The organism is Corallococcus caeni, from assembly GCF_036245865.1.
In the GTDB taxonomy this organism is placed as follows: Bacteria; Myxococcota; Myxococcia; order Myxococcales; family Myxococcaceae; genus Corallococcus; species Corallococcus caeni.
On sequence record NZ_BTTW01000015.1, the window covers coordinates 1 to 22245 of the forward strand.

At 70.6% G+C, this 22245-nt stretch carries 23 protein-coding genes; 4 read left to right on the forward strand and 19 right to left on the reverse strand.

Features of this window, described 5'->3' with window-relative positions; all coding sequences use genetic code 11:
* Window positions 1–633 precede the first annotated feature (633 nt).
* Both gmk and AABA78_RS37680 read right to left on the reverse strand, forming a co-directional pair.
* A complete protein-coding gene (gene gmk / locus AABA78_RS37675) occupies window positions 634–1257 on the reverse strand; it encodes a guanylate kinase (RefSeq protein WP_338270355.1) in 624 nt (207 codons plus the stop codon).
* Window positions 1254–2132 (reverse strand): YicC/YloC family endoribonuclease, encoded by an 879-nt coding sequence (locus AABA78_RS37680; protein WP_338270356.1) that lies wholly within the window; start codon window positions 2130–2132, stop codon window positions 1254–1256. The genes gmk and AABA78_RS37680 overlap by 4 nt, the downstream gene beginning before the upstream one ends.
* 81 nt (window positions 2133–2213) lie before the next feature.
* Here AABA78_RS37680 and AABA78_RS37685 point away from each other — a divergent pair, with 81 nt between their 5' ends.
* Window positions 2214–3323 (forward strand): glycosyltransferase family 9 protein, encoded by a 1110-nt coding sequence (locus AABA78_RS37685; RefSeq protein ID WP_338270358.1) that lies wholly within the window; start codon window positions 2214–2216, stop codon window positions 3321–3323.
* Here the strand turns inward: AABA78_RS37685 and AABA78_RS37690 are convergent.
* The 10 genes from AABA78_RS37690 to AABA78_RS37735 are packed head-to-tail and all read right to left on the reverse strand — an operon-like array spanning window position 3313 to window position 14262.
* Window positions 3313–3489, reverse strand: coding sequence for a Trm112 family protein (locus AABA78_RS37690; protein ID WP_338270359.1), 177 nt, complete (start codon window positions 3487–3489; stop codon window positions 3313–3315). The two genes, AABA78_RS37685 and AABA78_RS37690, sit on opposite strands and share 11 nt — an antisense overlap.
* A gap of 3 nt (window positions 3490–3492) precedes the next feature.
* Window positions 3493–3981 carry an adenylyltransferase/cytidyltransferase family protein gene (locus AABA78_RS37695; protein ID WP_014395511.1) on the reverse strand — a complete coding sequence of 163 codons (489 nt, stop codon included), beginning with the start codon at window positions 3979–3981 and terminating at the stop codon, window positions 3493–3495.
* Window positions 3978–4991: a bifunctional heptose 7-phosphate kinase/heptose 1-phosphate adenyltransferase gene (locus AABA78_RS37700; RefSeq protein WP_338270360.1), complete on the reverse strand. Its 1014-nt coding sequence runs from the start codon at window positions 4989–4991 to the stop codon at window positions 3978–3980. The genes AABA78_RS37695 and AABA78_RS37700 overlap by 4 nt, the downstream gene beginning before the upstream one ends.
* A gap of 31 nt (window positions 4992–5022) precedes the next feature.
* Window positions 5023–6102: a tetraacyldisaccharide 4'-kinase gene (lpxK, locus tag AABA78_RS37705; RefSeq protein WP_338270361.1), complete on the reverse strand. Its 1080-nt coding sequence runs from the start codon at window positions 6100–6102 to the stop codon at window positions 5023–5025.
* Window positions 6099–7130, reverse strand: coding sequence for a glycosyltransferase (locus AABA78_RS37710; RefSeq protein WP_338270362.1), 1032 nt, complete (start codon window positions 7128–7130; stop codon window positions 6099–6101). The genes lpxK and AABA78_RS37710 overlap by 4 nt, the downstream gene beginning before the upstream one ends.
* Window positions 7130–8131: a glycosyltransferase family 4 protein gene (locus AABA78_RS37715; protein ID WP_338270363.1), complete on the reverse strand. Its 1002-nt coding sequence runs from the start codon at window positions 8129–8131 to the stop codon at window positions 7130–7132. The genes AABA78_RS37710 and AABA78_RS37715 overlap by 1 nt, the downstream gene beginning before the upstream one ends.
* Complete coding sequence (locus tag AABA78_RS37720; RefSeq protein ID WP_338270365.1) at window positions 8128–9396, reverse strand: 3-deoxy-D-manno-octulosonic acid transferase; 1269 nt, start codon at window positions 9394–9396, stop codon at window positions 8128–8130. Before AABA78_RS37720 ends, AABA78_RS37715 begins: the two co-directional genes overlap by 4 nt.
* A gap of 20 nt (window positions 9397–9416) precedes the next feature.
* Window positions 9417–10592: a PHP domain-containing protein gene (locus AABA78_RS37725; protein ID WP_338270367.1), complete on the reverse strand. Its 1176-nt coding sequence runs from the start codon at window positions 10590–10592 to the stop codon at window positions 9417–9419.
* Window positions 10589–12373, reverse strand: a complete 1785-nt coding sequence (locus AABA78_RS37730) for an ABC transporter ATP-binding protein (protein WP_338270368.1) — start codon at window positions 12371–12373, stop codon at window positions 10589–10591. Before AABA78_RS37730 ends, AABA78_RS37725 begins: the two co-directional genes overlap by 4 nt.
* Before the next feature lie 2 nt (window positions 12374–12375).
* Complete coding sequence (locus AABA78_RS37735) at window positions 12376–14262, reverse strand: DUF4388 domain-containing protein (protein WP_171415324.1); 1887 nt, start codon at window positions 14260–14262, stop codon at window positions 12376–12378.
* A 63-nt stretch (window positions 14263–14325) separates the two neighbouring features.
* Here AABA78_RS37735 and lpxB point away from each other — a divergent pair, with 63 nt between their 5' ends.
* The 3 genes from lpxB to AABA78_RS37750 all read left to right on the forward strand — a co-directional run bounded on the left by lpxB (window position 14326) and on the right by AABA78_RS37750 (window position 16898).
* Complete coding sequence (gene lpxB, locus AABA78_RS37740; protein WP_338270370.1) at window positions 14326–15480, forward strand: lipid-A-disaccharide synthase; 1155 nt, start codon at window positions 14326–14328, stop codon at window positions 15478–15480.
* Window positions 15481–15552: 72 nt separating this feature from the next.
* Window positions 15553–16257 (forward strand): polyprenol monophosphomannose synthase, encoded by a 705-nt coding sequence (locus tag AABA78_RS37745; protein WP_338270371.1) that lies wholly within the window; start codon window positions 15553–15555, stop codon window positions 16255–16257.
* Window positions 16258–16262: 5 nt separating this feature from the next.
* Entirely contained in the window at window positions 16263–16898 is a 636-nt protein-coding gene (locus tag AABA78_RS37750) for a MarC family protein (protein ID WP_370469508.1), read from the forward strand.
* Here AABA78_RS37750 and AABA78_RS37755 read toward each other — a convergent pair.
* The 7 genes from AABA78_RS37755 to AABA78_RS37785 all read right to left on the reverse strand — a co-directional run bounded on the left by AABA78_RS37755 (window position 16891) and on the right by AABA78_RS37785 (window position 22225).
* Entirely contained in the window at window positions 16891–17361 is a 471-nt protein-coding gene (locus AABA78_RS37755) for a hypothetical protein (RefSeq protein ID WP_171415318.1), read from the reverse strand. The two genes, AABA78_RS37750 and AABA78_RS37755, sit on opposite strands and share 8 nt — an antisense overlap.
* Window positions 17362–17369: 8 nt before the next feature.
* The gene (locus tag AABA78_RS37760) at window positions 17370–18395 is read right to left on the reverse strand and encodes an OmpA family protein (protein ID WP_338270372.1); all 1026 of its coding nucleotides are present in this window, start codon (window positions 18393–18395) and stop codon (window positions 17370–17372) included.
* 74 nt (window positions 18396–18469) lie between these two features.
* Window positions 18470–19273 (reverse strand): LpxI family protein, encoded by an 804-nt coding sequence (locus AABA78_RS37765; protein ID WP_338270373.1) that lies wholly within the window; start codon window positions 19271–19273, stop codon window positions 18470–18472.
* Between the two features lie 30 nt (window positions 19274–19303).
* Entirely contained in the window at window positions 19304–20080 is a 777-nt protein-coding gene (gene lpxA / locus AABA78_RS37770) for an acyl-ACP--UDP-N-acetylglucosamine O-acyltransferase (RefSeq protein WP_338270374.1), read from the reverse strand.
* A 34-nt stretch (window positions 20081–20114) separates the two neighbouring features.
* Window positions 20115–20582, reverse strand: coding sequence for a 3-hydroxyacyl-ACP dehydratase FabZ (gene fabZ, locus AABA78_RS37775; protein WP_338270447.1), 468 nt, complete (start codon window positions 20580–20582; stop codon window positions 20115–20117).
* The gene (gene lpxD, locus AABA78_RS37780; protein WP_338270375.1) at window positions 20582–21646 is read right to left on the reverse strand and encodes a UDP-3-O-(3-hydroxymyristoyl)glucosamine N-acyltransferase; all 1065 of its coding nucleotides are present in this window, start codon (window positions 21644–21646) and stop codon (window positions 20582–20584) included. The genes fabZ and lpxD overlap by 1 nt, the downstream gene beginning before the upstream one ends.
* Before the next feature lie 15 nt (window positions 21647–21661).
* Window positions 21662–22225, reverse strand: coding sequence for an OmpH/Skp family outer membrane protein (locus AABA78_RS37785; RefSeq protein WP_338270376.1), 564 nt, complete (start codon window positions 22223–22225; stop codon window positions 21662–21664).
* Window positions 22226–22245: the final 20 nt, after the last annotated feature.

Here is a 22245-nt window from a genome sequence, read left to right on the forward strand (position 1 = left end):
GCCGTCCAGTGACTTTCGCCGCTTCTTTTCGAAGGGGAGCGGCTTCTACTTCAGCGCCGCGTTCCCTGTCAACCTGCTTGCTGTCAGCTTCCTTCACCGCTTGCCGTCCGTGTGTTGCCTGCCGGACAGCTGCTTCTTCGGTGGGGGGCGGCTTCTATCTCTTCGCCGCGTTCGCTGTCAACCCGCTCGTTGACTGCCCTATTTCCTTGTCGGTCCTGCGCTCTCTTCGAAGTGCCTTCCGCGCCAGTGCGCGGGCTTCGAAGCGAGGGGCGCGGCTTGTACCACCACCGCATCCTGTGTCAACCGCCCTACTGCAGCTTCTGCTCCCGACTGCCGCCGCCACCAGCTCCGCCTCTCATGAGGCGGCAACCCGCTCCAACACCCTCAACGCCCGCTGATCCACTGTCCCGCTGCGGCAACCATCTAAGAATCGGATCGGAGAATGTCAACTTCTCGTCACCGTGACCGCTTCGACCCGCTGTCACCGGAGTGACGCCTGCGTGTCGCCGCGAGGTGTGCGGCTTATCCATCAGGCGATCGGGCGGCGCAAGAAATTTGATGCAGGCCGCCGGCGCAGTGCGACGTCGTGGGGGGAGAACCCGTGGGGCGGGCCGTCCCATTCCCCGGTGGATTTCAGCTCCCGAACCTGAGCTTCGAGAGGTCCACCCTGCCCCGCCGGCACTTCTCCGCGACCACCACCGAACGCAACTCCTGGTAGGCGCGCTCGAAGTCGTCGTTCACCACGATGTAGTCGTAGGACGCGATCCCTCGCTCGATCTCCGAGCGGGCAGCCAGCATCCGGCGACGGATGGTCTCATCCGAGTCCGTCTGGCGGTCCCGAAGGCGGCGCTCCAGTTCCTCCATGGACGGAGGGAGCACGAAGATGAGGACCGCGTCCGGGTGCTTGCGCTTGATGGACTGCCCACCCTGGACGTCGATGTCGAAGATGGCGGTGCCGCGGCGCTTGCGGGCCTCATCCACCACGGACTGCGGGCTGCCGTAGAAGTGGCCGTGTACCTCGGCCCATTCCACGAACTCGCCCTGTTCGATCTTCTCCTGGAAGGCGGCGACCCCCACGAAGTGGTAGTCCACGCCCTCCTGCTCCTTGCCCCGGGGGCGCCGGGTGGTGACGCTGGTGGAGAAGATGCCGTCCGGCATCTCCTTCAGCAGACGGTGCGCGAGGGTGGTCTTTCCGGCCCCGGAAGGGGCGGAGAGGACGAGGAGCACACCAGGCTGGAGTCCAGAGGGTTCGTTCATTCGACGTTCTGCACCTGTTCGCGGATGCGCTCGACTTCGGCCTTCATCGAGACCACGCGCGCGGAGATCTCCGCGTGCTGGCTCTTGGAGCCTGTCGTGTTCACCTCGCGGTGCATCTCCTGCACGAGGAAATCCATGCGCCGGCCCACCGGCTCGGGGCTCGCCATCAGGAGCCGGAACTGCTCGAGGTGCGTCGCGAGCCGGGTCACCTCTTCCGCGATGTCCGTGCGTTCGGCGAACAGGGCGACTTCCTGCGCCAACCGCTGCGGATCCACCGCGACGCCACGCGCGAGCTCCGCCACACGCTCGGTGAGCCGCTGCTGGTAGTCGCTGACCGCTCGCGGTGCGAGCCGGGCAACCTCCTGGCTCCAGCCCTCGATGAGCTTCATCCGGGCGTCCAGGTCCGTGTGGATGGACTCACCCTCGGTGTTCCGCATCGTCTCCAGGGCCCCGAGCGCCTGCTGGAGCGCGGTCTGCGTGGCCTGGGTGGCGGACTCCACGTCCACGCCCTTCTCCTCCAGCCGGATGACGCCCGGCTGGTTGGCCACCTGCGACCAGGCGACCTCCACCGACTGGCCCAGGGCCTCGGCGACCTCCCGATAGGCGCGCGCGTACTCGCGGGCCAGGGCGACATCCACCGTGGGGACGTTGCCCGAGACGGTGGCGGCCTGCCGGCGCACCAAGATCTCCACCGAGCCTCGCGCGAGGCGGTCCTTCACCTGCTTCACGAGCGCGGGCTCCAGCGCGGACAGCTCGCGCGGCAGCCGGACCTTCACTTCACAGAACTTGTGGTTGAGCGAGCGTGCTTCCACGGAGACCTCTTCGTCCCCCACGCGGGCGCGGCCCGAACCAAATCCGGTCATGCTTTTGAGCATCGGGCCGGGTGCTAGGGGCTTTCCGCCCCAAGGTCAAGCCAGCGTCTTGTGTCCATTCCAATTCTGGTAGGGTCCGCCGCGATGGCGTGGCACAAGCGGCTTGAAACGTGGGCGAAGCTGGCACTGACGCTCCTGGCTTCCCTCCTGTTCTGGCGCCCCGGACGTCGGCGCGCTGCCGGAACGCCCCTCCCCTCCCCGCGAAAGGTCCTGCTCGTCCGGCCCGACAACCGCGTGGGCGAGGCCCTTCTCACGACGCCCCTGCTACGGACCCTCAAGGCGCATGTCCATCCGCGTCCGGAGGTGCACGTGCTGGTGCACGCCAAGGTGGCTCGCGTCCTCCAGGGCCACCCTGACGCGGATGCGGTCCTGGCGTTCGACCGGCGCATGCTGTGGCTGGGCCCCCTGGCGCCCGGCGTCCGCGCACTCCGTCGCGCGGGCTACGACACCGTGGTGGATTGCGCCAACTGGAGCGCTCCCTCCGTGACGAGCGCGCTCGTTGCCCGGATGGCGGGGCCGAAGGCGGTCGTCATTGGACCGGGCATCTGGCCGGTGTCTTTGCTGCAGTCCGTGTCCGTGCCTGCCCGTTCCGATACGCGGCACGAGGCCGTTCAGCGAACCCACCTGCTGACGCCCCTGACCCAGGGGGCTGTCGCGCAGGGGCTCTCGTTCCGGGAGCCGGTGGTGAGCGGGGCGTTCCGCGACTACCTCGTGGGGTTCTCCGGGCAGGGTCCTCGGCGGGCGGTCATCAATCCGGGAGGGCGGCTGGGCGAGCGCCGCATCCCGCCCGAGGCATTCGCGGCCGCGGCCCGGGAGCTGATTTCGCTGGGCTATTCGCCTGTCGTGACCTGGGGCCCGGGAGAAGAGGCCCTGGCTCGGACCGTGATCTCCGGCGCTCCGGGGGCGGAGCTGGCTCCCTCGACGAGCATCGATGAGCTTGCGGCCCTCATGCGGAGCGCGGGCCTCACCATCTGCAACAACACCGGACCCATGCACCTGTCGGTCGCCGTGGGCGCGCCCACGCTGGCGTTCTTCCTGCGCATCGACATGGAGCGCTGGGGCCATGCGGTGGCCCCCCACCGGATGGTGGACCTGACGCCCATCGTGGATGGGGCTTCCCGGGCGGGGCTGGAACAGCGCGTGGCCGAGGAGGTCCGGTCGTTCGTCTCGGAGCGGGCCTCGCTCACGGGGTGAGCGGTCGCTCCTGCTCGGACACCATCCTCGGGACGCCGTCTTCCACGGGCCAGGCTCGCAGGCACTTGGGGCACCGGACTTCGGGCGGGGGGCCTTCGTGTTCCTCGAGCGGGCCCTTGCAGTGGGGACAGCCCAGGATGGACCGCAGCAACGGGTCCAGGACCATGGGCTACTTCGCGCCCTCGCGCCCGAGCCGGCGCGCCAGCTCCGTGGTGCTGTGGTCCTTCGGGTCTCCCGCCACCGCGGTCCTGCCTCCGTAGGCCCGGACCTCGTCACCTTCCGGGATGGAGTCCGGCGTGTAGTCCGTCCCCTTCACGTGCACGTCGGGCTTCAGGGCCCGGATGATGGTTCGCACGTTCGGCTCGTCGAAGACGACGACGCGGTCCGTGCAGGCCAGGGCCGCGACCAGCTCCGCGCGCTCCGCTTCCGGAATGTGCGGACGGCCGGGCCCCTTGTAGGCCCGGGTGGAGGCGTCCGAGTTCACTGCCACGACCAGCACGTCCGCCAGCGCCTTCGCGCCCTCCAGGTACCGGACGTGCCCGACGTGCAGCAGGTCGAAGACCCCGTTGGCCAGGGCCACCGTGCGGCCCTGCTCGCGCCAGCGTTCCCGCTCCTCCGCGATGGCGGCGAGGGGACGAAGCTTGTCCAGGGTGTTCATCGTCGGCTCCGCAGCGCTTCGAGGAGTTCTTCGCGGGAGACCGTCGCCGTGCCCGGCTTCTGCACCACCAGGGAGCCCGCCACGTTCGCCAGCCTCGCGGCTTCACCGAAGGACGCTCCGGCCGCGAGTGCCAGCGCGAAGCTCGCGATGACCGTGTCGCCGGCTCCCGTCACGTCCACCGCCGACTTCGCGCCGTGCACGGGGATCAGGTCGACGCCGCCCTTCGCGTCGAAGAGGGCCATGCCGTGCCGGCCTCGGGTCACCAACAACGCCTGGCAGCCCAGCTTGCGGACCGCTTCGCGACCGGCCTCCAGCAGGTCTTCCTTCGTGCGCACCGGCCGACCCGTGAGCGCTTCCAGCTCCGGCTCGTTGGGCTTGCACACCGTGAGGCCCGCGAAGGCCGCGAGCGCGTAGCGGCTGTCCACGCAGACCGGGAGGCCGTCCGCGGCGAGCTTTCTCAGGGCCTCCCGGACCTCGTCGTTGACGACGCCCGCGCCGTAGTCCGAGACCACCACCGCGTCCGCGTCCTTCGCTGCCGCCGTCACCTGCCTGGCGATGGCCTTGCGCATCCGGGGCGGGAGGGGGCCTCGCTGGCCGCGATCCACGCGGAGCATCTGCTGCCTCGTGGTGCTGATGCCGCCCGCGAGGATGCGCGTCTTCGTCTCCGTCTCGATGCTCCGGCTGCTGACCGCGTGCAGCCGGATGTCCGCCGCGCCGAAGAGCTTGCGCAGCGAGCTGCCCATCGCGTCCACGCCCAGCGCGCCCACGGCCGTCACCTGCCCCGACAGCGCGCGGATGTTGGCCGCCACGTTGGCTCCGCCGCCGAGCTTCACCTCCGACGACTCGTACCGGACGATGAGCACCGGGGCCTCGCGGCTCACCCGGTCCGTCTGTCCGTAGAGGTAGTGGTCGGCGACCAGGTCCCCCACCAGCAACACCCGACGGCGCGCGAAGGCGAGTGGCAGGCGCGAGGACGATGCTGCCGGACGTGAAGACGGGACCGCGGGCATGGGCGCGCTTTGTCCCACAGCGTTCCGGACCTCACAAGTCGCGCGTCTCCCCCGGAAGCCCGAGCGCCCGCCTCAGATGCGCTTCGCCCTCCAGGACCTCCACTCCCAGGCGCACCACCCAGGCCTCGAAGCCGGCCGGCAGCCGCACCGCGTCCTTCTCCGTCGTCACGATGCGCGCGCCCTGCTGGCGGGCCCGGGCTTCGACCTGGCGCAGCTCGTCCGCGGAGAAGCGATGGTGATCCGGGAAGAGGGCCGCGTCCCGGACCTCTGCCCCGAGCGTGGTGACGGTCTTCAGGAAGCCTCCGGGCCGGGCCAGCCCCGCCAGGGCCAGGACCGGCTTTCCTTCGAGCGCGTTCGTCGCGTGCTCGGCGCCCGAGGGATCCCACCAGCCGGTGGGCCCGTAGCGCGTCCGGACCCTGGGCGCGGTCACGGCATCGAGCCAGGGATTGGGGGCGGCGTCCCCCGGGGCGGCTCTCAGCCAGAGGAGCGTGGCGCGGCGCAGGGCCGATGGGGGCTCTCTCAATGGGCCTCTTGGGAGCAGCTGGCCGTTGCCCAGGCCCACGGCTTCGTCCACCACCACCAGGTCTTCGTCGCGGTGCAGGCGGCGGTGCTGGAAGCCGTCGTCCAGCAGGACCGTGTCCAGGCCGAAGTCGTCCCGGGCCCGGAGTGCCGCCGCGACCCGATCCGCTCCCACGAAGAGCCTGGCTCCCGGACACCTGCGGGCGAGCAGGAGGGGTTCGTCTCCGGCTTCCGTCACGGCGGGCAGCGGCTCCTTGCCCGCGAAGGTCAGCGGCTCCTGGGATTCGCGCCCGTAGCCTCTCGTGAGGATGCCGACCTTGCGCCCTTCGCGGATCAGCAGCTCCGCGAGATGGAGGACCGCTGGCGTCTTGCCCGTGCCTCCGACGTTGAGGTTTCCGATGGAGAGGACCCGCAGTCCTTCGACGTGCTCGGCTCGCAGCAGGCCCGAGTCGTAGAGGGCGCCCCGGAGGCGGACCGCTCCGCTGTAGGTCCAGGACAACAGCGCGAGCGGCGACAGGAGGGCGCGACGGGTCCAGGGCTCCGGTGCCGGCGGATAGAAGATCCGCTCCAGGGCCGTGGGCGAGCCGGTCATCGCCGGGGCTCCGTGGCCTGCTGGTAGAGGGCCAGGATGTCCCTGGCGATGTGCTCGTTCGTCGGGTGCCGGGTCCCGGCCGTGGATCCGGACAGGGCGGCGGCGTTGACGGCCTCCACCGTGGGCGCTTCCACCCGCGCGTCCGCCAGCTCCGGGAGCGCGCCTTCGTTCACCGCGACCACCCGGACGCCACAGGCCCTGGCCTGGGCCGCGGCCCTCGCGCTCCAGTCGTTTCCCAGGCCGAGGATCCAGACCTCGTCCAGGGCCTGCAGCCACTTCGCGAAGTCCTCGCCCTGCTGGTAGCCCGCGAACTTCACCTGCTCCGTGAGGCCCCGCTCCTTCACCTGCGTCCGGGTCGCTTCGAGCAGGGCCCCATCCCCTACCAGCACGAGACGGGCTTCGGGGCGTTGCTGGTGGAACGCGGCGAAGGCCTCGACGCCGAGCGCGTGACGGCGGCTCTGCTGGAACGTGGAGATCATCCCCACGAGGTGCGTGTCGTCGAGGCCCAGGGTCCGGCGCAGGGCCTTGCGGTCTTCTGGAGGCTTGAACATCGGGTCCACCAGCGCGGGCAGGACCTGGACGGGGCGATGCCTGCCTTCGAGCTTCGACACCAGGTGGCCCGCGGGCACCGTGTAGGCGGCGGCCTCGGGCAGGGAGGCGCGCAGCGAGCGTGGCGCGTGGATGGAGCGGATCCGCACCGATCCCTTCGGCGTTCCCCAGCGGGCCACGAGATGATCATGGGTGAAGTGCGCGTGGACGACGTCCACCGTCCTGCGGCGGAGGGCTCGCAGGTCGCTCCAGAGCTCCCACGGCGGGGACTTCACGGACAACGTCAGGCCCCCTTCGTCCAGGAGGCCCAGTTGCTGGAAGCGGGGGACGGCGGGTTCCTCGGCGGCGATGTCCCGGCGCTTGCGGTCCACGGCCACCGTGACCTCGTGGCCCAGGGCGCGCTGTGCCTGGGCCAGCAGCGCGACGTTCTCTGCCGGGCCGCTCCAGAAGGGGCTCGCGAGCAGGTGCAGGATGCGCATCAGCGCTTCACCAGCGAATGGTAGAGGTCACCGAGCGCCCGGGCTTCGTGCTCGACGCCGCAGCGGCGACGCGCTTCTTCCTCGGCGTTGCGGCCGACCTGCCGGGCCCGTTCCGGTTCACGGGTCAGTTCGTCCAGCAGGTCGCGCAGGCCCTTCACGTCGCCGGGCTCGAAGAAGAAGCCCGTGCGGCCGTGCTCGATGAGGGTGTCCAGGTACGGCAGCTTCGAGGCCACCACGCAGCAGCCGGATGCCATGGCCTCCACGTGCACCAGCGAGTAGCCCTCCGCGTAGGAGGGATGCACCAGGATGCTCAGGCCCTGGTACCAGGGCTCGATGGCGGACTGCTCTCCCGCGAGCAGCACCCGGTCCTCGAGGCCCTCACGCAGCCCGTTCACCCACGCCAGGTCCGGCCCCTTCGCGAGCCCCACCAGCACCGCCTGCCAGTCCGGCCTTTGTGGCAACAGGGGCCTCAGCGCTTCGATGAAGTCGCCCTGCCCCTTCTCCTTGCGGATGCGCCCGATGACGCCGATGCCGTAACGGCCGCCCTGCTTCAACCGCGCCCAGGCCGCGTCGCGGTCCTCCGGTGGACGGAAGCGCGTGAGGTCGATGCCGTGCGAGATCACCGTGGACGGGAGCGCGATGACGTCCGAGATCTGCTGCGTGAGCGACACCAGCGCGTCCGCGCCCCTGGCGAGCCAGCGGGTGAAGCGCGTGGGGGCCACCGACGTGTGCCTCGTGAAGACGAGCTGGACCCTTCCTCCCAGGGCCTTCAGGAGCATCCCCGCAAGCAGCTCGTTGTTCCGGTGCGCGTGCCAGACGATGGGCTCTCGGTGGGAGCGGCGGATCAGCTCTCCCCAGGTGATGCGCGGCAGGGCTTCCGTCAGGCCGGAGCCGATGACCCGCGTCTCGTCTCCCCGGGCCAGCGCGGGCACCACGGACTCCACGTGCCTCGTCACTCCCGTGTAGCGCTTGTGGAAGTGCGGATGGACGATGAGCGTCATCGAGGGGCCCTCCTTAGGCCGGACATGGCCTCCGCGTTGCGCTCGCTGGCTCCGGAGATGCGGCGCACCGTGGCTTGCGCCTGGGCTCCCAGGTGCTGCCGGTGCTCGGGGTTCGCGAGGAGGTCCTCCAGCGCGGCGTACAGGGCCTCTCCGTCCGCCACCTGGATGCCTCCGTTGCCTTGCAGCACCGCGACGCTGTCGCGGAAGTTGTCCATGTGCGGCCCGAACAACACCGGCCTGCCCTGCCCCGCAGGCTCCAGGATGTTCTGACCGCCCCGCTTCGTGAACGAGCCTCCCACGAACACCACCGTCGCCAGACGGTAGGCTCGCGACAGCTCGCCCATCGAGTCCATCACCACCACCGGCGCGCGCTCGGGATTGCCCTGCGAGCGCAGGCCCACGGTCAGGTTCCGCTCCTTCGCCAGGGTCAGGATCCGTTCAGCCCGGTTCAGGTAGCGCGGCGCGATAACGAGGCTCAGCCTGGGCCAGCGCTCCCGTAGACGCTGATACACCTGCAACAGGATTTCTTCCTCGCCCTCGTGCGTGCTTCCCGCGAGCCAGACCGGATCCGTTGGGGACAGGCCGAGCGCGGTTCGCAGGGCTTCGTCCTCGGGGGCGGGCCCTGCCGCCAGGGCGTCGAACTTGGTGTTTCCGGTGGTGAGGACGCGCTCGGTGGGAGCTCCGAGGGCTCGCGCCCTTTCGGATTCCTCGTCCTGCCGCATCAGCAGCAGGTCCATGTCCTTGAGCGGGTTTTCGATGAGGCCGAAGAGCGTCCGGTACTTCCCTACGTTCGCCGGGGAGAAGCGCCCGTTGGTCATCACCACGCTCGCTCCGGACTGCTTCGCGGCGCGGATGAGGTTGGGCCAGACCTCCGTGTACTCGAGGACCAGGAGGTCCGGCTGGAGGGCCCGCACCGCCCGTCGCGTCGCGCCCCAGAGGTCGTAGGGCGCGTAGACGACTCCGTCGATCTGCTTCGCCAGACGGTCCCTTGCCATCGCGTGGCCGCTGTCCGTCATCGTCGAGAGCACGATGCGGCAGCCTGGGAATCGCTGGCGCAGGGGGCCGAACATCGGCGCGAGGGCCAGCAGGTCTCCCGCGCTGGCTCCGTGCAACCACAGCAGCGGGCCTTCTCCCTTCGGGAGGTCTCCCGGTCCGTAGAAGCCCAGCCGCTGCTTCAGCCCGTGGCGCGTCTTCCTGTGCACGCAGAGCACCGGGAACAGGAGCGCGAAGAGGACGTAGGTGGCGACGACGTAGAGCAGGCGCATGGGCGACTTCCCGCGCTCTATCAGATGCCCGGCGGTCTCGGCACCACTCGCACCGGGCTGGGGACCAGCCAGGGCCGCCACTCGTGGCCGAAGAAACGTCCGGGCGCGTGGGCCCAGACCTCCACCTGGACGACTCCGGGCCCTGTCAGCTCAACGTGCTGTCCGTCGGGTTGCAGGCGGCCGTCGCCCCACACCCGGACCTCGACGGTCCCCGGGGTGTGTTCCGGGAGGCGGACCGTCAGCACCGTGCCCACGGGGGCTTCCCGCGTGTTCGCGTCGAAGCCTTCCAGGGCGAAGCCTTCAGGAGCTCCGAGCGCTGGGAAGACGCAGAGGGCCTGGCCGCTCGACAGGGCCCGCGTGACCTGGGCCTCGGCTTCGCGTGCATCCTGGGACAGGGGGGCTGGCAACACGTCCGGCGGGAGTTCCATGCCGAGCGCGTTGAAGATGTCCTCGTACGCGGGCAGGCCGTGCGCGTCGTTGCCACACAGAGCGATCCGCTTTCGCTCGCGCGCCAGCTCCAGGAAGCGCTCCGTGGGGCGCGGCTCGGGGACCGCTAGCAGCATCACGCCGTGGACCGGGTTCACCAGGGAGGCCCCCACCGCGGGCAGGAGCCGGCTCACCGGGCTTCGCAGCGACTGCCTGAAGAAGGTGTCCGCTGAGTACAGCTCGAAGCCCTGGACCTGGTGCGCGGTCGCATCGTCCTTCCAGGGGTTCTTCGTCTGGACCGGATGCGCGAGGACCGCCGTGCCCCCAGCGGCTTCGACCGCGGCCACTGCCTGCTCCGGTGGCCCCCAGGGCTTCACGCCTTCGATGGGGCGCTGCATCCCGAACGCGGCCAGATGACCCGCGCTGGTGGAGATCTCCACTCCGGGGATGAGCAACACGCCGTCCACCCAGGTCGCGGCGGGCGGCTTGAAGTCGTTGTGGTCCGTGAGCACCACGAAGTCCAGGCCGGCTGCCTTCGCCGCCTGGGCGACCTCCGCGGGCGTCCCCTTCCCGTCCGAGCGCGTGGTGTGTACGTGGTACGCGCCGCGGATCCACGGCTTCGCGTTCGGCGCGGGCGCGATTACGGGGTAGTCCGCGAAGCCGGCCGCGAAGGCGAAGAAGCCCGCGACACCCATGAGAAGGAACAGCACACCGAACACGGCGCGGATCGCCAGGGAGAGCGGCTTCCTGGCCGTGCCGGCCTTGCTCACGCCGCTCCCCGCTCGATGGGGCCTGACGTCTGCAGGCGCCACATGGCGGCGTAGCGGCCTTCCTTCAGGAGCAGCTCCGCGTGGCTTCCGCTCTCCACGATGCGGCCTGCCTCCACCACGTGGATGACGTCCGCGCTCGTCACCGTCGACAGCCGGTGGGCGATGACCAGCGCCGTCCGGCCGGGGAGCACCTTCGCCAGCGCGGCCTGCACTTCGCGCTCGTTCTCCGGATCCAGGCTGCTCGTCGCTTCGTCCAGCACCAGCACGGGGGCCTTCGACAACACGGCCCTCGCGATGCACAGGCGCTGACGCTGGCCTCCGCTCAGGATGACGCCCCGCTCGCCGATTCGCGTGTCGTAGCCCTGCGGCAGGCCCTGGATGAAGGCGTCCGCGTTCGCCACCTTCGCCGCGGCTTCCACTTCCTCGCGCGTCGCTTCCGGCCTGGCGTGCCTCAAGTTCTCCAGCACGGTGCCGTGGAAGAGCAGCGGCTCCTGCGTCACCAGCGCGAACTGACTGCGGACGCTCGCCGCCGTGTACGTGTCCGCGTCCACGCCATCCAGGAGGATGCGCCCCTGCTGCGGACGCTCGAAGCGCAGCAGCAGCGACGTCACCGTGCTCTTGCCGCCTCCACTGCCTCCCACCAGCGCCGCCACCTGCCCCACCTTCAGGTCCAGGGTCAGCCCGTCCAGTGCGCGGCGCTCGCCGTAGAAGAAGCGCACGTCCTCCATGCGCAGCGACCCGCGCAGCGCGGGGGCGGGCACCGCATTGGGTGCGTCCTCCACCGGGTGCTTCAGGTCGAGCAGCGCGAAGAGGCGCTCCCCCGCCGCTCCCGCCTGCACCGCGAACTGCGTCACCCGGCCCAGGTCCTTCACCGGCTGGTACACGAGAATGACCGCCGTGAGCAGCGACAGGAGCGCCTCCGGCTCCATCGCCCGCGTCGCCGCCGCGTACCCCAGCGCCCCCGCGAGCGCCGCCGCCGCGAGCACCTCCATCAGCCCTGGCACGCCTCCGCGCGCCCAGGCCGCGCCCACCACCGCCTCCTCGTGCGCCTTCGCGTAGGACTCGAAGCGCGCCAGCTCCGCCTGCTGCCCGTTGAAGGCCTGGATGGTGCGCAGACCTCCCAACCCTTCGTGCAGCTGGCCCGCGAGCTGCCCCAGGTGGGCCTGCCCTTCCCGCGTTCCCTTCAGCACCTTGCGCGTGAGCTTCGACGCCGGCAGCGCCGCCAGCGGGATCACCGCCAGCATCAAGCCGCCCAGCATCGGACTCATCGCCAGCGCGACGCCCGCGAGGACCAGCACCTGGAGGGTGTCTCGCAGGTACGAGCCCACCGTGTACATGGCGGCCATCTCCACGGCCATCACGTCCGAGGAGAAGCGGCTGAGCAGGTCTCCCGTGCGCTCCTTCGACAGCTGCGACGGCGACAGCGCCGTGAGCCGCAGGAACAGGTCGCGCCGCAGGTCCTTCACCACGCGCTGCGCGAACAGGCCCATGAAGTAGAACTGGCCCAGGTACCCCACGCCCTTCACCGCGCCCACGCCCAGCACCAGCACCGGGAAGCCCCAGAGCGCCGCCTCTCGCGGCAGGTCCGCGAGCCACGGCACCCGGTGCGCGCTCGCGAAGCCCTCCTCGCCTCCCGACAACAGGAAGCGCAGCGCCGGGCCCAGCAGGTACGCGTACGCACCCGTGGCGAGCCCCAACACCGCCATGCACGCGAAGGCCAGGACGAGGATTCCCGCGTGCGGCTTCGCGTAGCGCAAGAGCCGCCAGAGCGCGTGATGCATGACTACTTCACCACCTTCTGCAACGCCGCCCTCGCGAGCACCGAATACGGGTTCAGCTCCAGCACCTTCATCAGCTTCTTTCGCGCGAGCGGCGCGTCGTCCAGGTCAATCTCGATGATGGCCGCGATGATCTGCGCCCGCTCCAGGTACGGATCCAACGTCAGGGCCTGCTTGAGCACCTTGCGCGCCGCGAGCGCCCGCTGCATCAGCGACCCGGGCGAGCCCCGGTACTTCGCCCAGGCGAGGTACGAGTAGTACTCGGGCTCGCTGCCGTTGAGCGACACCGCCTCCTCGAAGCCCTGGATGGCCGCCTTGTAGTCGCCCCGCTTCATCGCGGACTCGCCCCGGCGCAACGCGAGCTCCGCGTCCACGTTGATGGCGGTCGCCCGGCCCACGACCTCCTGCCGGCTGAGGAAGTACTGGAGATAGGCGCGGCGCTTCTCGTCCACGCTCAGCACGCGGTACGCCGCGGACAGCTTCTCCTGCACCTGCTCCAGGAGGTCTTGCAGGTCGGAGATGTCGAACTCCGCGTAGGTGTCCGGGTGAAAGCGCATCGCCGTCTCGTGGTACGCGCGCTCCACCGCCTCCTTGTCCGCCGCGAGGTCCAGCCCCAGCCCGCCGAAGTAGCTGCGCGTGATGATGCGCACCGCTTCCTCGCGCACCGACGCCGCCGTCTCCGGAGGCAGGCTCTTGCGCTTGCGCGGCGCGATGACGTCCGGCGCCGCCGCCGCGCTCAGCACGTCCGTTCCCGTCGCCACCGGCGTCGCGGAGAACGTCACCCCGCCCGTCAGCTTGAGGAACCACAGCAGCGTGTACGCCGCGCGCAGCTCCGCGCGCCCGTGGGCCAAGAGGTCCTTGAGCACGATGCGGCCGTTCACCTGCATCGCCAGCTTGAGGTCCTCCGTGTCCAGCGCCATCGCCTGGAGGTCGCGGCCGAAGTCCGCCGAGCGCACCGGGTACTCGTTCAGGTGCGCCTTGAGGCCCGCCGCCACTCCCCGCAGGGGCATCCGCCGGCGCGCGGCCTCCAGCAGCGGCGCCAGGGCGGGCTGATCCACGGAGGCCACTTCGGAGGAGAACTCGTCGCCCGCGTAGAACGCGTAGCGGCCCTCGCGCATGGCCAGCACGCGCCCGAGCCGGTCCCTCGTGAAGTCGCGCAGGAGCGACAGGAGGTCCTCGCCCACCGCCTCCACGCCCACGTCCGCCAGCGCCGCGCCGATGCGCAGCCCGGAGGCGAGCGCCTCCACCACCGGCTGCTCCTGCGCCTCCGTGAGGACCTTCCGCTCGCGCAGGAAGCGCGGCAGCGCGTCCTCCTTCGCGGAGGAGTCGAAGTTCACCGGCCCGCCGCGCAGGAAGTACACGCGGCGCGACAGGCCCTTAAGGGCCACCACCAGCACGCCGTCACGGCGCAGCCGGTAGAGCGAGTGCAGGAGCGCCGGCAGCGGGAAGGCCTTCAGGTCCCCCGCCGCCACCGCGGGCCGCGACAGCGTGGCGGACAGGCCCGTGGGCGTGACGGCCTGCGCGGCCTTCACCAGCGCCTCCAGGCGGGGCACCAGCTCACCGGGCTTGAGCGGATCCGGGATGTACGCGTTGACCTTGAGGTCCAGCACCGAGCCCACGCCCCTGGCCCGGCCCAGGTGCCCCTTGTCGATGGCCACGATGGGCACCCGCCCCCCCTGGCTGTGCCCGCGGATGAGGTGCACGACGTGCTGCCCGTCCACGCGCGGCAGGTCCACGCCCAGCACCACCACGTCCGGGTTGTCCGCCGAGAAGTGCTCCAACGCCATCACGGCGTCATTCACCGCCCGAACGGTGTACCCGGCCTGCGAGAGCAGGCCCGTCAGGTGCTCCAGTGTCGGGGGGTGGCTCTCAGCGAGCAGAAGCGTCTTCAAGGGGGCCGCAGTCTACAGCCTCCCTCCCCCCGCGCATCAGCTACGATGAGGGTCCTGCCCCTCATGACACCTTCTCCCCGCATCCTCGTCGTGGCCGGCGAGGCCTCCGGTGACACCCACGCCGCGGAGCTCGTCGCCGCCCTCCAGGCCCTCCGGCCCGACCTCACCTTCTTCGGCATGGGAGGCGCCCGGCTGGCCGCCAGGGGGGTGGAGCTCATCCACGACGCCCGCGAGGTGTCCGTCATGGGCATCACGGAGGTGCTCCCCCGCATCCCGCGCATCCTGCGGATCATGAAGGACCTGGCCCAGGCCGCCGAGGAGCGCCGCCCCGACTGCGCCATCCTGGTGGACATCCCGGACTTCAACCTGCGGCTGGCCAAGAAGCTCAAGGCCCTGGGCATCCCGGTGGCCTACTACGTGTCCCCGATGATCTGGGCCTGGCGCCGGGGCCGCGTGCGCACCATCCAGCGGCTGGTGGACCGGATGCTCTGCATCCTGCCCTTCGAGGAGGACTTCTACCGGGAGGCCGGGGTCCCCGCACGCTACGTGGGCAGCCCCGTGCTGGAGCAGATGCCCAAGTCCGCCAGCGCCCGCGAGTTCCGCCAGCGCCTGGGCCTGTCGCAGGACGCTCCCACGCTCGCGCTGCTGCCCGGCAGCCGGATGAGTGAAATCCGCCGCATCCTGCCCACGCTCGTCGGGGCCGCGAAGCAGCTGGCCTCCGAGCGGCCGGGGCTCCAGGTCGTGGTGCCGGTGGCACCCACCATCGCGAAGGAGGAGATCACCTCCCGCTTCGAGGGCAGCGGCGTGACGCCGGTGCTGGTGGACGGCCGAGCCCCGGAGGTGGTGGGCGCGAGCGACGCGGCGGTGGTGGCCTCCGGCACGGCGGTGCTGGAGGCGGGGCTGATGGAGCGGCCGCTCGTGGTCGTCTACCGCGTGTCGCTGGTGACGTACCTGGTGGGCCGGCTGATGCTGAAGGTGGCCTTCGTGTCGCTCATCAACCTGCTGGCCGGCCGGCGCGTGGTGCCGGAGCTGCTCCAAGGGGACATGACGCCGGAGAACATCGCGGCCGAGGTGCGGCGCGTGTGGCTGCCGGGCGAGCCCCGCGACGCCATGGTCCAGGGCCTGGCCGAGGTGCGCGGGCGCCTGGGCGAGGTGGGGGCCGCCCACCGCGCGGCCGAGACGGTGCTGGAGCTGCTGCCCCCGCGCGCTGTCACCTGAGAGGGCAGAACCGACCGGGTTGGCGCCGGTTCTGCTGTTCCGGCGCCGGGTTTGGGGTATGTCCGCCGGGTCATGAACCGTGCGCTGGTCTGTATCCCCACCTACAACGAGCGGGACAACATCGGCCCCATCACCCAGGCGGTGCTGGCGGCGGACCCCCGTGTGGACATCCTCGTCGTCGACGACAACTCGCCCGACGGGACGGGGCAGCTCGCGGACGAGCTGGCCGCGAAGGACCCGCGCGTGCGGGTGCTCCACCGCGAGAAGAAGGAGGGCCTGGGCCGCGCGTACCTGGCCGCCTTCCGGTGGGCCCTGGCCGAGGGCTACACGTACATCCTGGAGATGGACGCGGACTTCAGCCACGACCCGCGCTACCTGCCCACCTTCCTGGACGCGGCGGAGGGCGGCGCGGACCTGGTGCTGGGCTCGCGCTACGTGGCGGGCGGCGGCACGGTGAACTGGGGCGTGGGCCGGAAGATCATCAGCCGCGGCGGTTCGCTCTACGCGCGCAGCATCCTGGGCGTGGACGTGCGCGACCTCACCGGCGGCTTCAAGTGCTTCAACCGCCGCGTGCTGGAGAGCATCAACCTGGATGAGGTGCGCAGCACCGGGTACGCGTTCCAGATTGAGTTGACCTACCGCACCCTGCGCAAGGGCTTCACCGTGCGCGAGGTCCCCATCGTGTTCGAGGACCGGCGCGTGGGGCACTCGAAGATGAACAAGAAGATCTTCGTCGAGGCGCTGGGCATGGTGTGGAAGCTGCGCTTCACGGTCTAGCCGCCATGACGATGTCCGCAATGGTGTCCACCTTCCTCGTGTCGCTGTCCGCCATCTTCTTCGTGGTGGACCCGATTGGCGTCGTGCCGCTGTTCCTGGCGATGACGGCGGGGGACACCAAGCAGCAGATCCGCAGCACCGCCCTGCGCGCCTGTCTGGTGGCGTGCGGGCTGATGCTCTTCTTCGCCGTCTTCGGCCGGGTCATCTTCCAGGTGTTCGCGGTGTCGCTGGGCGCCTTCCGCGTGGCGGGCGGCATCCTGCTCCTCATCACGTCCCTGGACATGCTCCGCGCCCGTCCGTCATCCACGCGCACCAGCCCCACGGAAGAGGAAGAGGGCGTGGTGAAGGACGACGTGGCCATCGTCCCGCTGGCGATTCCGCTGCTCGCGGGGCCGGGCGCCATCGCCACGGCCATGGTGCTGATGGCGCGCTCCGGGACGTCCTTCGTCTCCGCGCTGCCGGTGGTGGCCGCGGTGGTGCTCACCTTCACGTCGACCTACTTCATCCTCAACGCGTCCAGCCTGGTGCAGCGGGTGCTGCGTCAGTCCGGCGTCGCCATCCTGGAGCGCGTGTCCGGCCTCATCCTGGCCGCCATCGCGGTGCAGTTCATCGCGGACGGGGCGAAGGACCTGCTCAAATAACGTCCGCGCCCGCCACCCACGTGGCGCCGTCCTTGCGCACGGTGCCCTGGGGGCGGCCGTCCATGGTGAGGTGCTCCGGGCTGGAGCGCTGCGCGTCGTACGCGTAGCCGCCCTGGACCTCCTGCAGGTACACCACCACCGCGTCCACCACGTTCTCCTGCACGACCTTGAACTGGTCGTTCGCGCACTGGGTGTCGCCGGTGAAGAAGCGCTCCAGCGTGGCCTCCTCCGGGTGGCGCACGTAGACGACCACGGGGGCCCTCTCCTCCTTGCCCTCCGCGACGAACTTCTGGATGGCCTGCGCGGGCGCGGGCTGGCGCATCAGCGCCTGGAGGAGCGTGCACTTCTCGTCCTCCGCCTCCACGCGCTGCGCGTACGGCACGGTGCGCACGCAGCCCACCGTCCCCAGCAAGCCCAGGCCCGCCACGGCGAGCGCCCAACGGATGCGAGGAAGTTCCAGCATGTGACACCTCAAGGCTTGCGCCAGCGAGGGGTGAAGGGCGCGTTCGTCAAGGACGGGTCCTCCACCGCGATGATGTATTCGGCGCGGCGGTTGCCCGCCTCCGCCGTCTCGTCCGGCGTGGGCACCGCCGGGGACTGCTCACCAAAGCCCTCGTAGAACACTGGCACCTTCAGGCCGCGCTGGCGGAAGTAGGACGCGATGCTCTTCGCCCGCTTGAGTGACAGCTCGCGGTTGTCGTTTGTGCTGCCCACCGTGTCGGTGTGCCCCAGCACGTACAGGCGCAGCGACGCCCAGCGCCCGTACTTATTCAGCGCGTCCGTGATGCTCTTGTAGCTGGCGTCCAGCTTGCCCTTCTCCGCCGGGGGGACGTCCGAGCGGCCGGAGGCGAAGGTCACCTCCTCGTGCGGGATGTCCACCTGCCACGGGTAGAGGTCCACGCCGGTGTAGAAGTCGGAGGTGTCGTAGGCACGCAGGCGGATGTGCATGACCTTGCCCTCCGCAGGCAGCCACTTCACCTCCAGGGGCGTGCCCGCGGGCGCGCCCTTGAAGTCCACGTCGCCCGCGAAGGCCGTCTTGCCGGTGTCCATCGTCACCGTGACCTCCGTCTTCGCGGCCGGACGGGACAGCGTGAAGCGTAGCTTGCGGCCGGGCACGTCCACGTCCTCGGGGCGCACCTCCAGCTTCAGCGGGCCGTTCAGCTCCGTGTCGAAGGACAGCGGCAGGGTGCCCGGCTCCGCGTTGTCCGGGAACCGCACGGTGAGCTCGCCCTCGTAGTGGAACTTCCCTTCCGGCTGCTCCAGGGCGACGCGGCGGGTGATGCCCGGCTTGCCGCCCCCCTTGAGCTCCACCGCCTTGCCGTCGCTGCGCTTGAGCTTCACCTCGAAGCCGGCGATGGGCTCCTCGATGTGGATGAGCAGCGCGGGCAGGCCCTCGCCCAGCGCCGCCTTGCCCTCCAGCGAGACCCGGATGGCCTCCGCGAAGGCGGGCAACGGCAGGCCCAGCAGGGCCACGAGAGGTAGGAGTCGAACGGACATGCGGCGTCGGCCTCGGCGTCGCGGGGGGAGGTGGGAAAGCAACTCCAGCCCGGGGGAACGGATTCCCGCGAAGCCTACCGCACGCCCACCAGGGTGATGCCCCGCGCGGTGGCCCCCGCGAAGAGGGCGGGTGCGTCCAGCAGCACCGTGCGCCCTACCTCCAGCGCCAGCACCCGGGCCCCCACCTCCGCCATGACCTCCAGCGTGCGCGGGCCCACGGCGGGCAAATCAAAGCGCAGGTCCTGCTCCGGCTTGCAGCGCTTCACCACCACCGCCCCGGGGCCGCCCAGCTTCGCCCCCCGGCGGATGGTCTCGTCGGTGCCCTCCACGGCCTCCAGCGCCAGCACGTGGCCGTCGCGCACCACCACCGTCTGGCCCACGTCCGCCTGGCCCAGGAGCACCGCCACCTCGCGGCCCAGGGCCACGTCCTTCTCCTGCGCGGGCTTCAGCGTAGGGCCGGCCAGGTGCCCTTCGGGGCACAGCACCTCGCCCAGGAAGTCCGTGGGCGCGATGATGGTGATGCCCTTCTCCTCGAAGTCCGCGGCCACCGCGCGCAACAGCGCGTCGTCCCGGAAGCTGCGCAGGCGGGAGATGATGCGCACCGCGCCCAGGTCCGGCCGGGCCTCCGTGAGCGCGCGCACGCGGCCGATGCCGCCCGCCATGGCCGCCCGGGTGACGCCCGCCTGGAGGAACACCTTCTGGATGCGGGCCACCTGCCCCACGCGCACCCAGGCGAAGTGACTGACTTCCCGCTCCAGCGCCGGGTCCGTCTCTCCCCGGTGCGCGGCCACCACCACCTCCAGGCCGCGCGCACGGGCGGCGCGGACGAAGAGGAAGGGAAGCTGGCCGTTGCCGGCGATGAGGCCGATGCGCTCCACGCGCTGCACTCCGTTCCCTGGCGAAAGGGCCTAGCGCGTGACGCCGCGCTTGCTCGTCTCCACGAACCGCACCAGGTGCTCCACTTCCGGGTGGGCGGAGAGCTCCCCGCGAAGCTGCGCGAGCGCCTCCTGCAGGCCCAGCTTGGAGCGGAAGAGGATGCGGTAGGCCTCCTTCACGCGGCCAATCTGCTCCTCGGTGAAGCCGCCGCGCTCCAGGCCCACGACGTTGAGGCCCACCAGCGTGGCCCGGTCCCCCTGCACGGTGCAGTAGGGGGGCACGTCCATGGTGACCATGGAGCCGCCGGAGATGAACGCGTAGCGCCCCAGCCGGGTGAACTGGTGCACCGCGACGAGGCCCGAAATCTTCACCGAGTCCTCCACCACCACGTGGCCCGCGAGCGCGGCCCCGTTGGCGAGGAGGACCTCATTGCCCACGACGCAGTCGTGCGCGATGTGGCTGTTGGCGAGCAGCAGGTTGCGGTGGCCCAGGCGCGTGGCCCCGCCGCCGGCCACCGTGCCCAGGTTCACCGTGACGAACTCACGGATTTGATTCTCGTCACCGATGACGAGCTCCGTGTCCTCGCCCGCGTACTTCAAGTCCTGGGGCGCCGCGCCCACCGAACAGAACTGGAAGAGGTGGTTGCGCTCCCCGAGCGTGGTGCGGCCTTCAATGACGACGTGCGGCCCGATGCGGGTGCCCGCGCCGATGACGACCTGGGGTCCGATGACCGAGAACGGCCCCACCTCCACGGTGTCGTGGAGCCGGGCCCCCGGATGGACCACCGCGGTGGGATGAACCTGCGCCATGTCCTTCTCTCCTCAGCAGCGCGTGTGACGCGCCCTACGGCGCCGCGCTCTCGTCGCCCTTGGCGGCCTTGTTCTTGTCCACCACGGTGGCGAGGAACTCCCCTTCCGCCACCTTGGCGCCATCCACCGACGCCAGGCCCCGGGTCTTCCAGATGGCGCCCTTGTGGCGGATGACTTCGATGTCCAGTTGGAGCCGGTCCCCGGGCACCACCGGCTTGCGGAAGCGCGCGTTGTCCACGCCCATGAGGTACGTCACGAGCCGCGACGGGTCCATGGCTTCCGTCTTGTACGCAAGGATGGCCGTGGCCTGGGCGAGCGCCTCCAGGATGAGCACGCCCGGCATCACCGGGTGCCCCGGGAAGTGGCCGTTGAAGAAGGGCTCGTTGATGGTGACGTTCTTGTAGGCCGTGAGCTTCTGGCCCGGCACGATTTCCACCACCCGGTCCACCAGGAGGAACGGGTAGCGGTGCGGCAGCAGCGCCTGGATCTCGCCAATGTCCATCATCCGCCCTTCTCCTTCTCCAACAGCTCCACCCTCTTGCGAAGGGCGCGCACTTCCTTGAGCAGGTCCGCCAGCTGCCCCGACGCGGCGCTGGCGCGCAGCCAGTCCTTGTGGGGGATGGCGGGGCTGCCACTGACGACCTGCCCGTCCGGAACGTCGTGGGCGACGCCGGACTGCGCGCCCACCTTGGCCAGGTCACCCACGCGGATGTGGCCCACCACGCCCACCTGCCCCGCGAGCACCACGCCGGTGCCCACCTCCGCCGAACCCGACACGCCCGCCTGCGCGCAGATGAGCGACAGCGGACCCACGCGCACGTTGTGAGCGATCTGCACCAGGTTGTCGAGCTTCGTCCCCTGGCCCACCACCGTTTCCCCCACCGTCGCGCGGTCGATGCAGGTGCAGGCACCCACCTCCACGTCGTCCTCGATGCGGACGATGCCCACCTGGGGAATCTTGAAGTGCCGGGGGCCGTCCTCCCCTTCCGCGTCGAAGGCGAAGCCGAACCCGTCCGCGCCCACCACCGACGAGGCGTGCAGGATGACGCGCGAGCCCACCACGCACCGCTCGCGCACCGTGGCGTGCGGGTAGAGCACGCAGTCGTCGCCGACGCGCGCGTCCTCGCCCACGTAGGCGCCGGGGTGCAGCACCGTGCGGGCGCCGACGTGGGCGCCCTTCTCCACCACCGCCCCGGCCTTCACCGTGGCCTCCGGGTGCACCGTGGCCTCCGGGTGGACGTGCGCGGCCGGGTGGATGCCCGCCGAGGGCCGAGTGGCCGGGTGGAACAGGGTGAGGAGCTTCGCGTAGGCCAGGTGGGGGTTGGGCACCCGCACCAGGGCCACGCCGTCGCGAGCGGCGGCATCCACCCCCACCAGCACCGCCGAGGCGCGGGTGGCCTCGAACTGCCGGCGGTAGCGGGGGTTGCCGTAGAACGACACCTCCCCGGGCACTGCCTCCTCCAGGCCGTTCAGGCCATGGACGAGGAGCCCGGGGTCGCCGAGGAGCTCACCCCGGACGTGGGCGGCGATGTCCCCCAGCCGGTGCGCGGTGGATGCGGAGGGCACGGGGGTGTCCGACGCCTACTTCTTGACCGGGGCGTCCTTGGCCACCGGCGCGGCGGGCTTCTTGCCGTTGTTGTAGCTGCGCACGACCTCGTTGGAGATGTCGTACTGGGACAGCGCGAAGACGATGCCGGAGTCGCGCTTGTCCAGCACCATGCCCAGGCCGTCCCGGTCCGCGATGGACGCGATGACCTGGTCGATGCGGTTGATGATGGGCTCCATCTCCTGGCGCTCCTTGTTGGCGGCCTCGGCGCGGCTGCGCTCGTACTTCTGCGCCAGCTCCATCACCTTCTTCTGGAGCTCGGTGGCCTTCTGGGTGCGCGTGGCCTCGCTCATGGCGCTGGCCTGCTTGTCCAGGGTCTCCTTCTCCTTGCGCAGCGCGTCCTGCTCCTTGTCGATCTCCTTCTGGCGGTCCTCCAGCCACTTCTGCAGGCGGGCCTTGGCGGCCTTGCCGTCGTCCACCTCCAGCAGCACGCGCTGCAGGTCGACGTAGGCCACCTTGAGTTCGGCGGCCGAAGCGGCAACCGGGAGGGCGAGCGACAGGACAGCGGCGGTGGCCGCCAGAGTGCTTCGAAGCGACATGGGTGAGGCTCCTCAAAAGG

Excerpts from the sequence above, each read along its gene's own strand:
- AABA78_RS37700 (WP_338270360.1), bottom strand. The coding sequence starts at position 4,991 with ATGCCCGCGGTCCCGTCTTCACGTCCGGCAGCATCGTCCTCGCGCCTG.
- AABA78_RS37755 (WP_171415318.1), bottom strand. The coding sequence starts at position 17,361 with ATGCTGGAACTTCCTCGCATCCGTTGGGCGCTCGCCGTGGCGGGCCTG.
- fabZ (WP_338270447.1), bottom strand. The coding sequence starts at position 20,582 with ATGGACATTGGCGAGATCCAGGCGCTGCTGCCGCACCGCTACCCGTTC.
- AABA78_RS37785 (WP_338270376.1), bottom strand. The coding sequence starts at position 22,225 with ATGTCGCTTCGAAGCACTCTGGCGGCCACCGCCGCTGTCCTGTCGCTC.
- AABA78_RS37695 (WP_014395511.1), bottom strand. The coding sequence starts at position 3,981 with ATGAACACCCTGGACAAGCTTCGTCCCCTCGCCGCCATCGCGGAGGAG.
- lpxA (WP_338270374.1), bottom strand. The coding sequence starts at position 20,080 with ATGGCGCAGGTTCATCCCACCGCGGTGGTCCATCCGGGGGCCCGGCTC.
- AABA78_RS37750 (WP_370469508.1), top strand. The coding sequence starts at position 16,263 with ATGACGATGTCCGCAATGGTGTCCACCTTCCTCGTGTCGCTGTCCGCC.
- AABA78_RS37730 (WP_338270368.1), bottom strand. The coding sequence starts at position 12,373 with ATGCATCACGCGCTCTGGCGGCTCTTGCGCTACGCGAAGCCGCACGCG.
- lpxK (WP_338270361.1), bottom strand. The coding sequence starts at position 6,102 with ATGACCGGCTCGCCCACGGCCCTGGAGCGGATCTTCTATCCGCCGGCA.
- AABA78_RS37720 (WP_338270365.1), bottom strand. The coding sequence starts at position 9,396 with ATGCGCCTGCTCTACGTCGTCGCCACCTACGTCCTCTTCGCGCTCCTG.
- gmk (WP_338270355.1), bottom strand. The coding sequence starts at position 1,257 with ATGAACGAACCCTCTGGACTCCAGCCTGGTGTGCTCCTCGTCCTCTCC.
- lpxB (WP_338270370.1), top strand. The coding sequence starts at position 14,326 with ATGACACCTTCTCCCCGCATCCTCGTCGTGGCCGGCGAGGCCTCCGGT.
- AABA78_RS37760 (WP_338270372.1), bottom strand. The coding sequence starts at position 18,395 with ATGTCCGTTCGACTCCTACCTCTCGTGGCCCTGCTGGGCCTGCCGTTG.
- AABA78_RS37685 (WP_338270358.1), top strand. The coding sequence starts at position 2,214 with ATGGCGTGGCACAAGCGGCTTGAAACGTGGGCGAAGCTGGCACTGACG.
- AABA78_RS37680 (WP_338270356.1), bottom strand. The coding sequence starts at position 2,132 with ATGCTCAAAAGCATGACCGGATTTGGTTCGGGCCGCGCCCGCGTGGGG.
- AABA78_RS37715 (WP_338270363.1), bottom strand. The coding sequence starts at position 8,131 with ATGACGCTCATCGTCCATCCGCACTTCCACAAGCGCTACACGGGAGTG.
- AABA78_RS37745 (WP_338270371.1), top strand. The coding sequence starts at position 15,553 with ATGAACCGTGCGCTGGTCTGTATCCCCACCTACAACGAGCGGGACAAC.
- AABA78_RS37710 (WP_338270362.1), bottom strand. The coding sequence starts at position 7,130 with ATGCGCATCCTGCACCTGCTCGCGAGCCCCTTCTGGAGCGGCCCGGCA.
- AABA78_RS37690 (WP_338270359.1), bottom strand. The coding sequence starts at position 3,489 with ATGGTCCTGGACCCGTTGCTGCGGTCCATCCTGGGCTGTCCCCACTGC.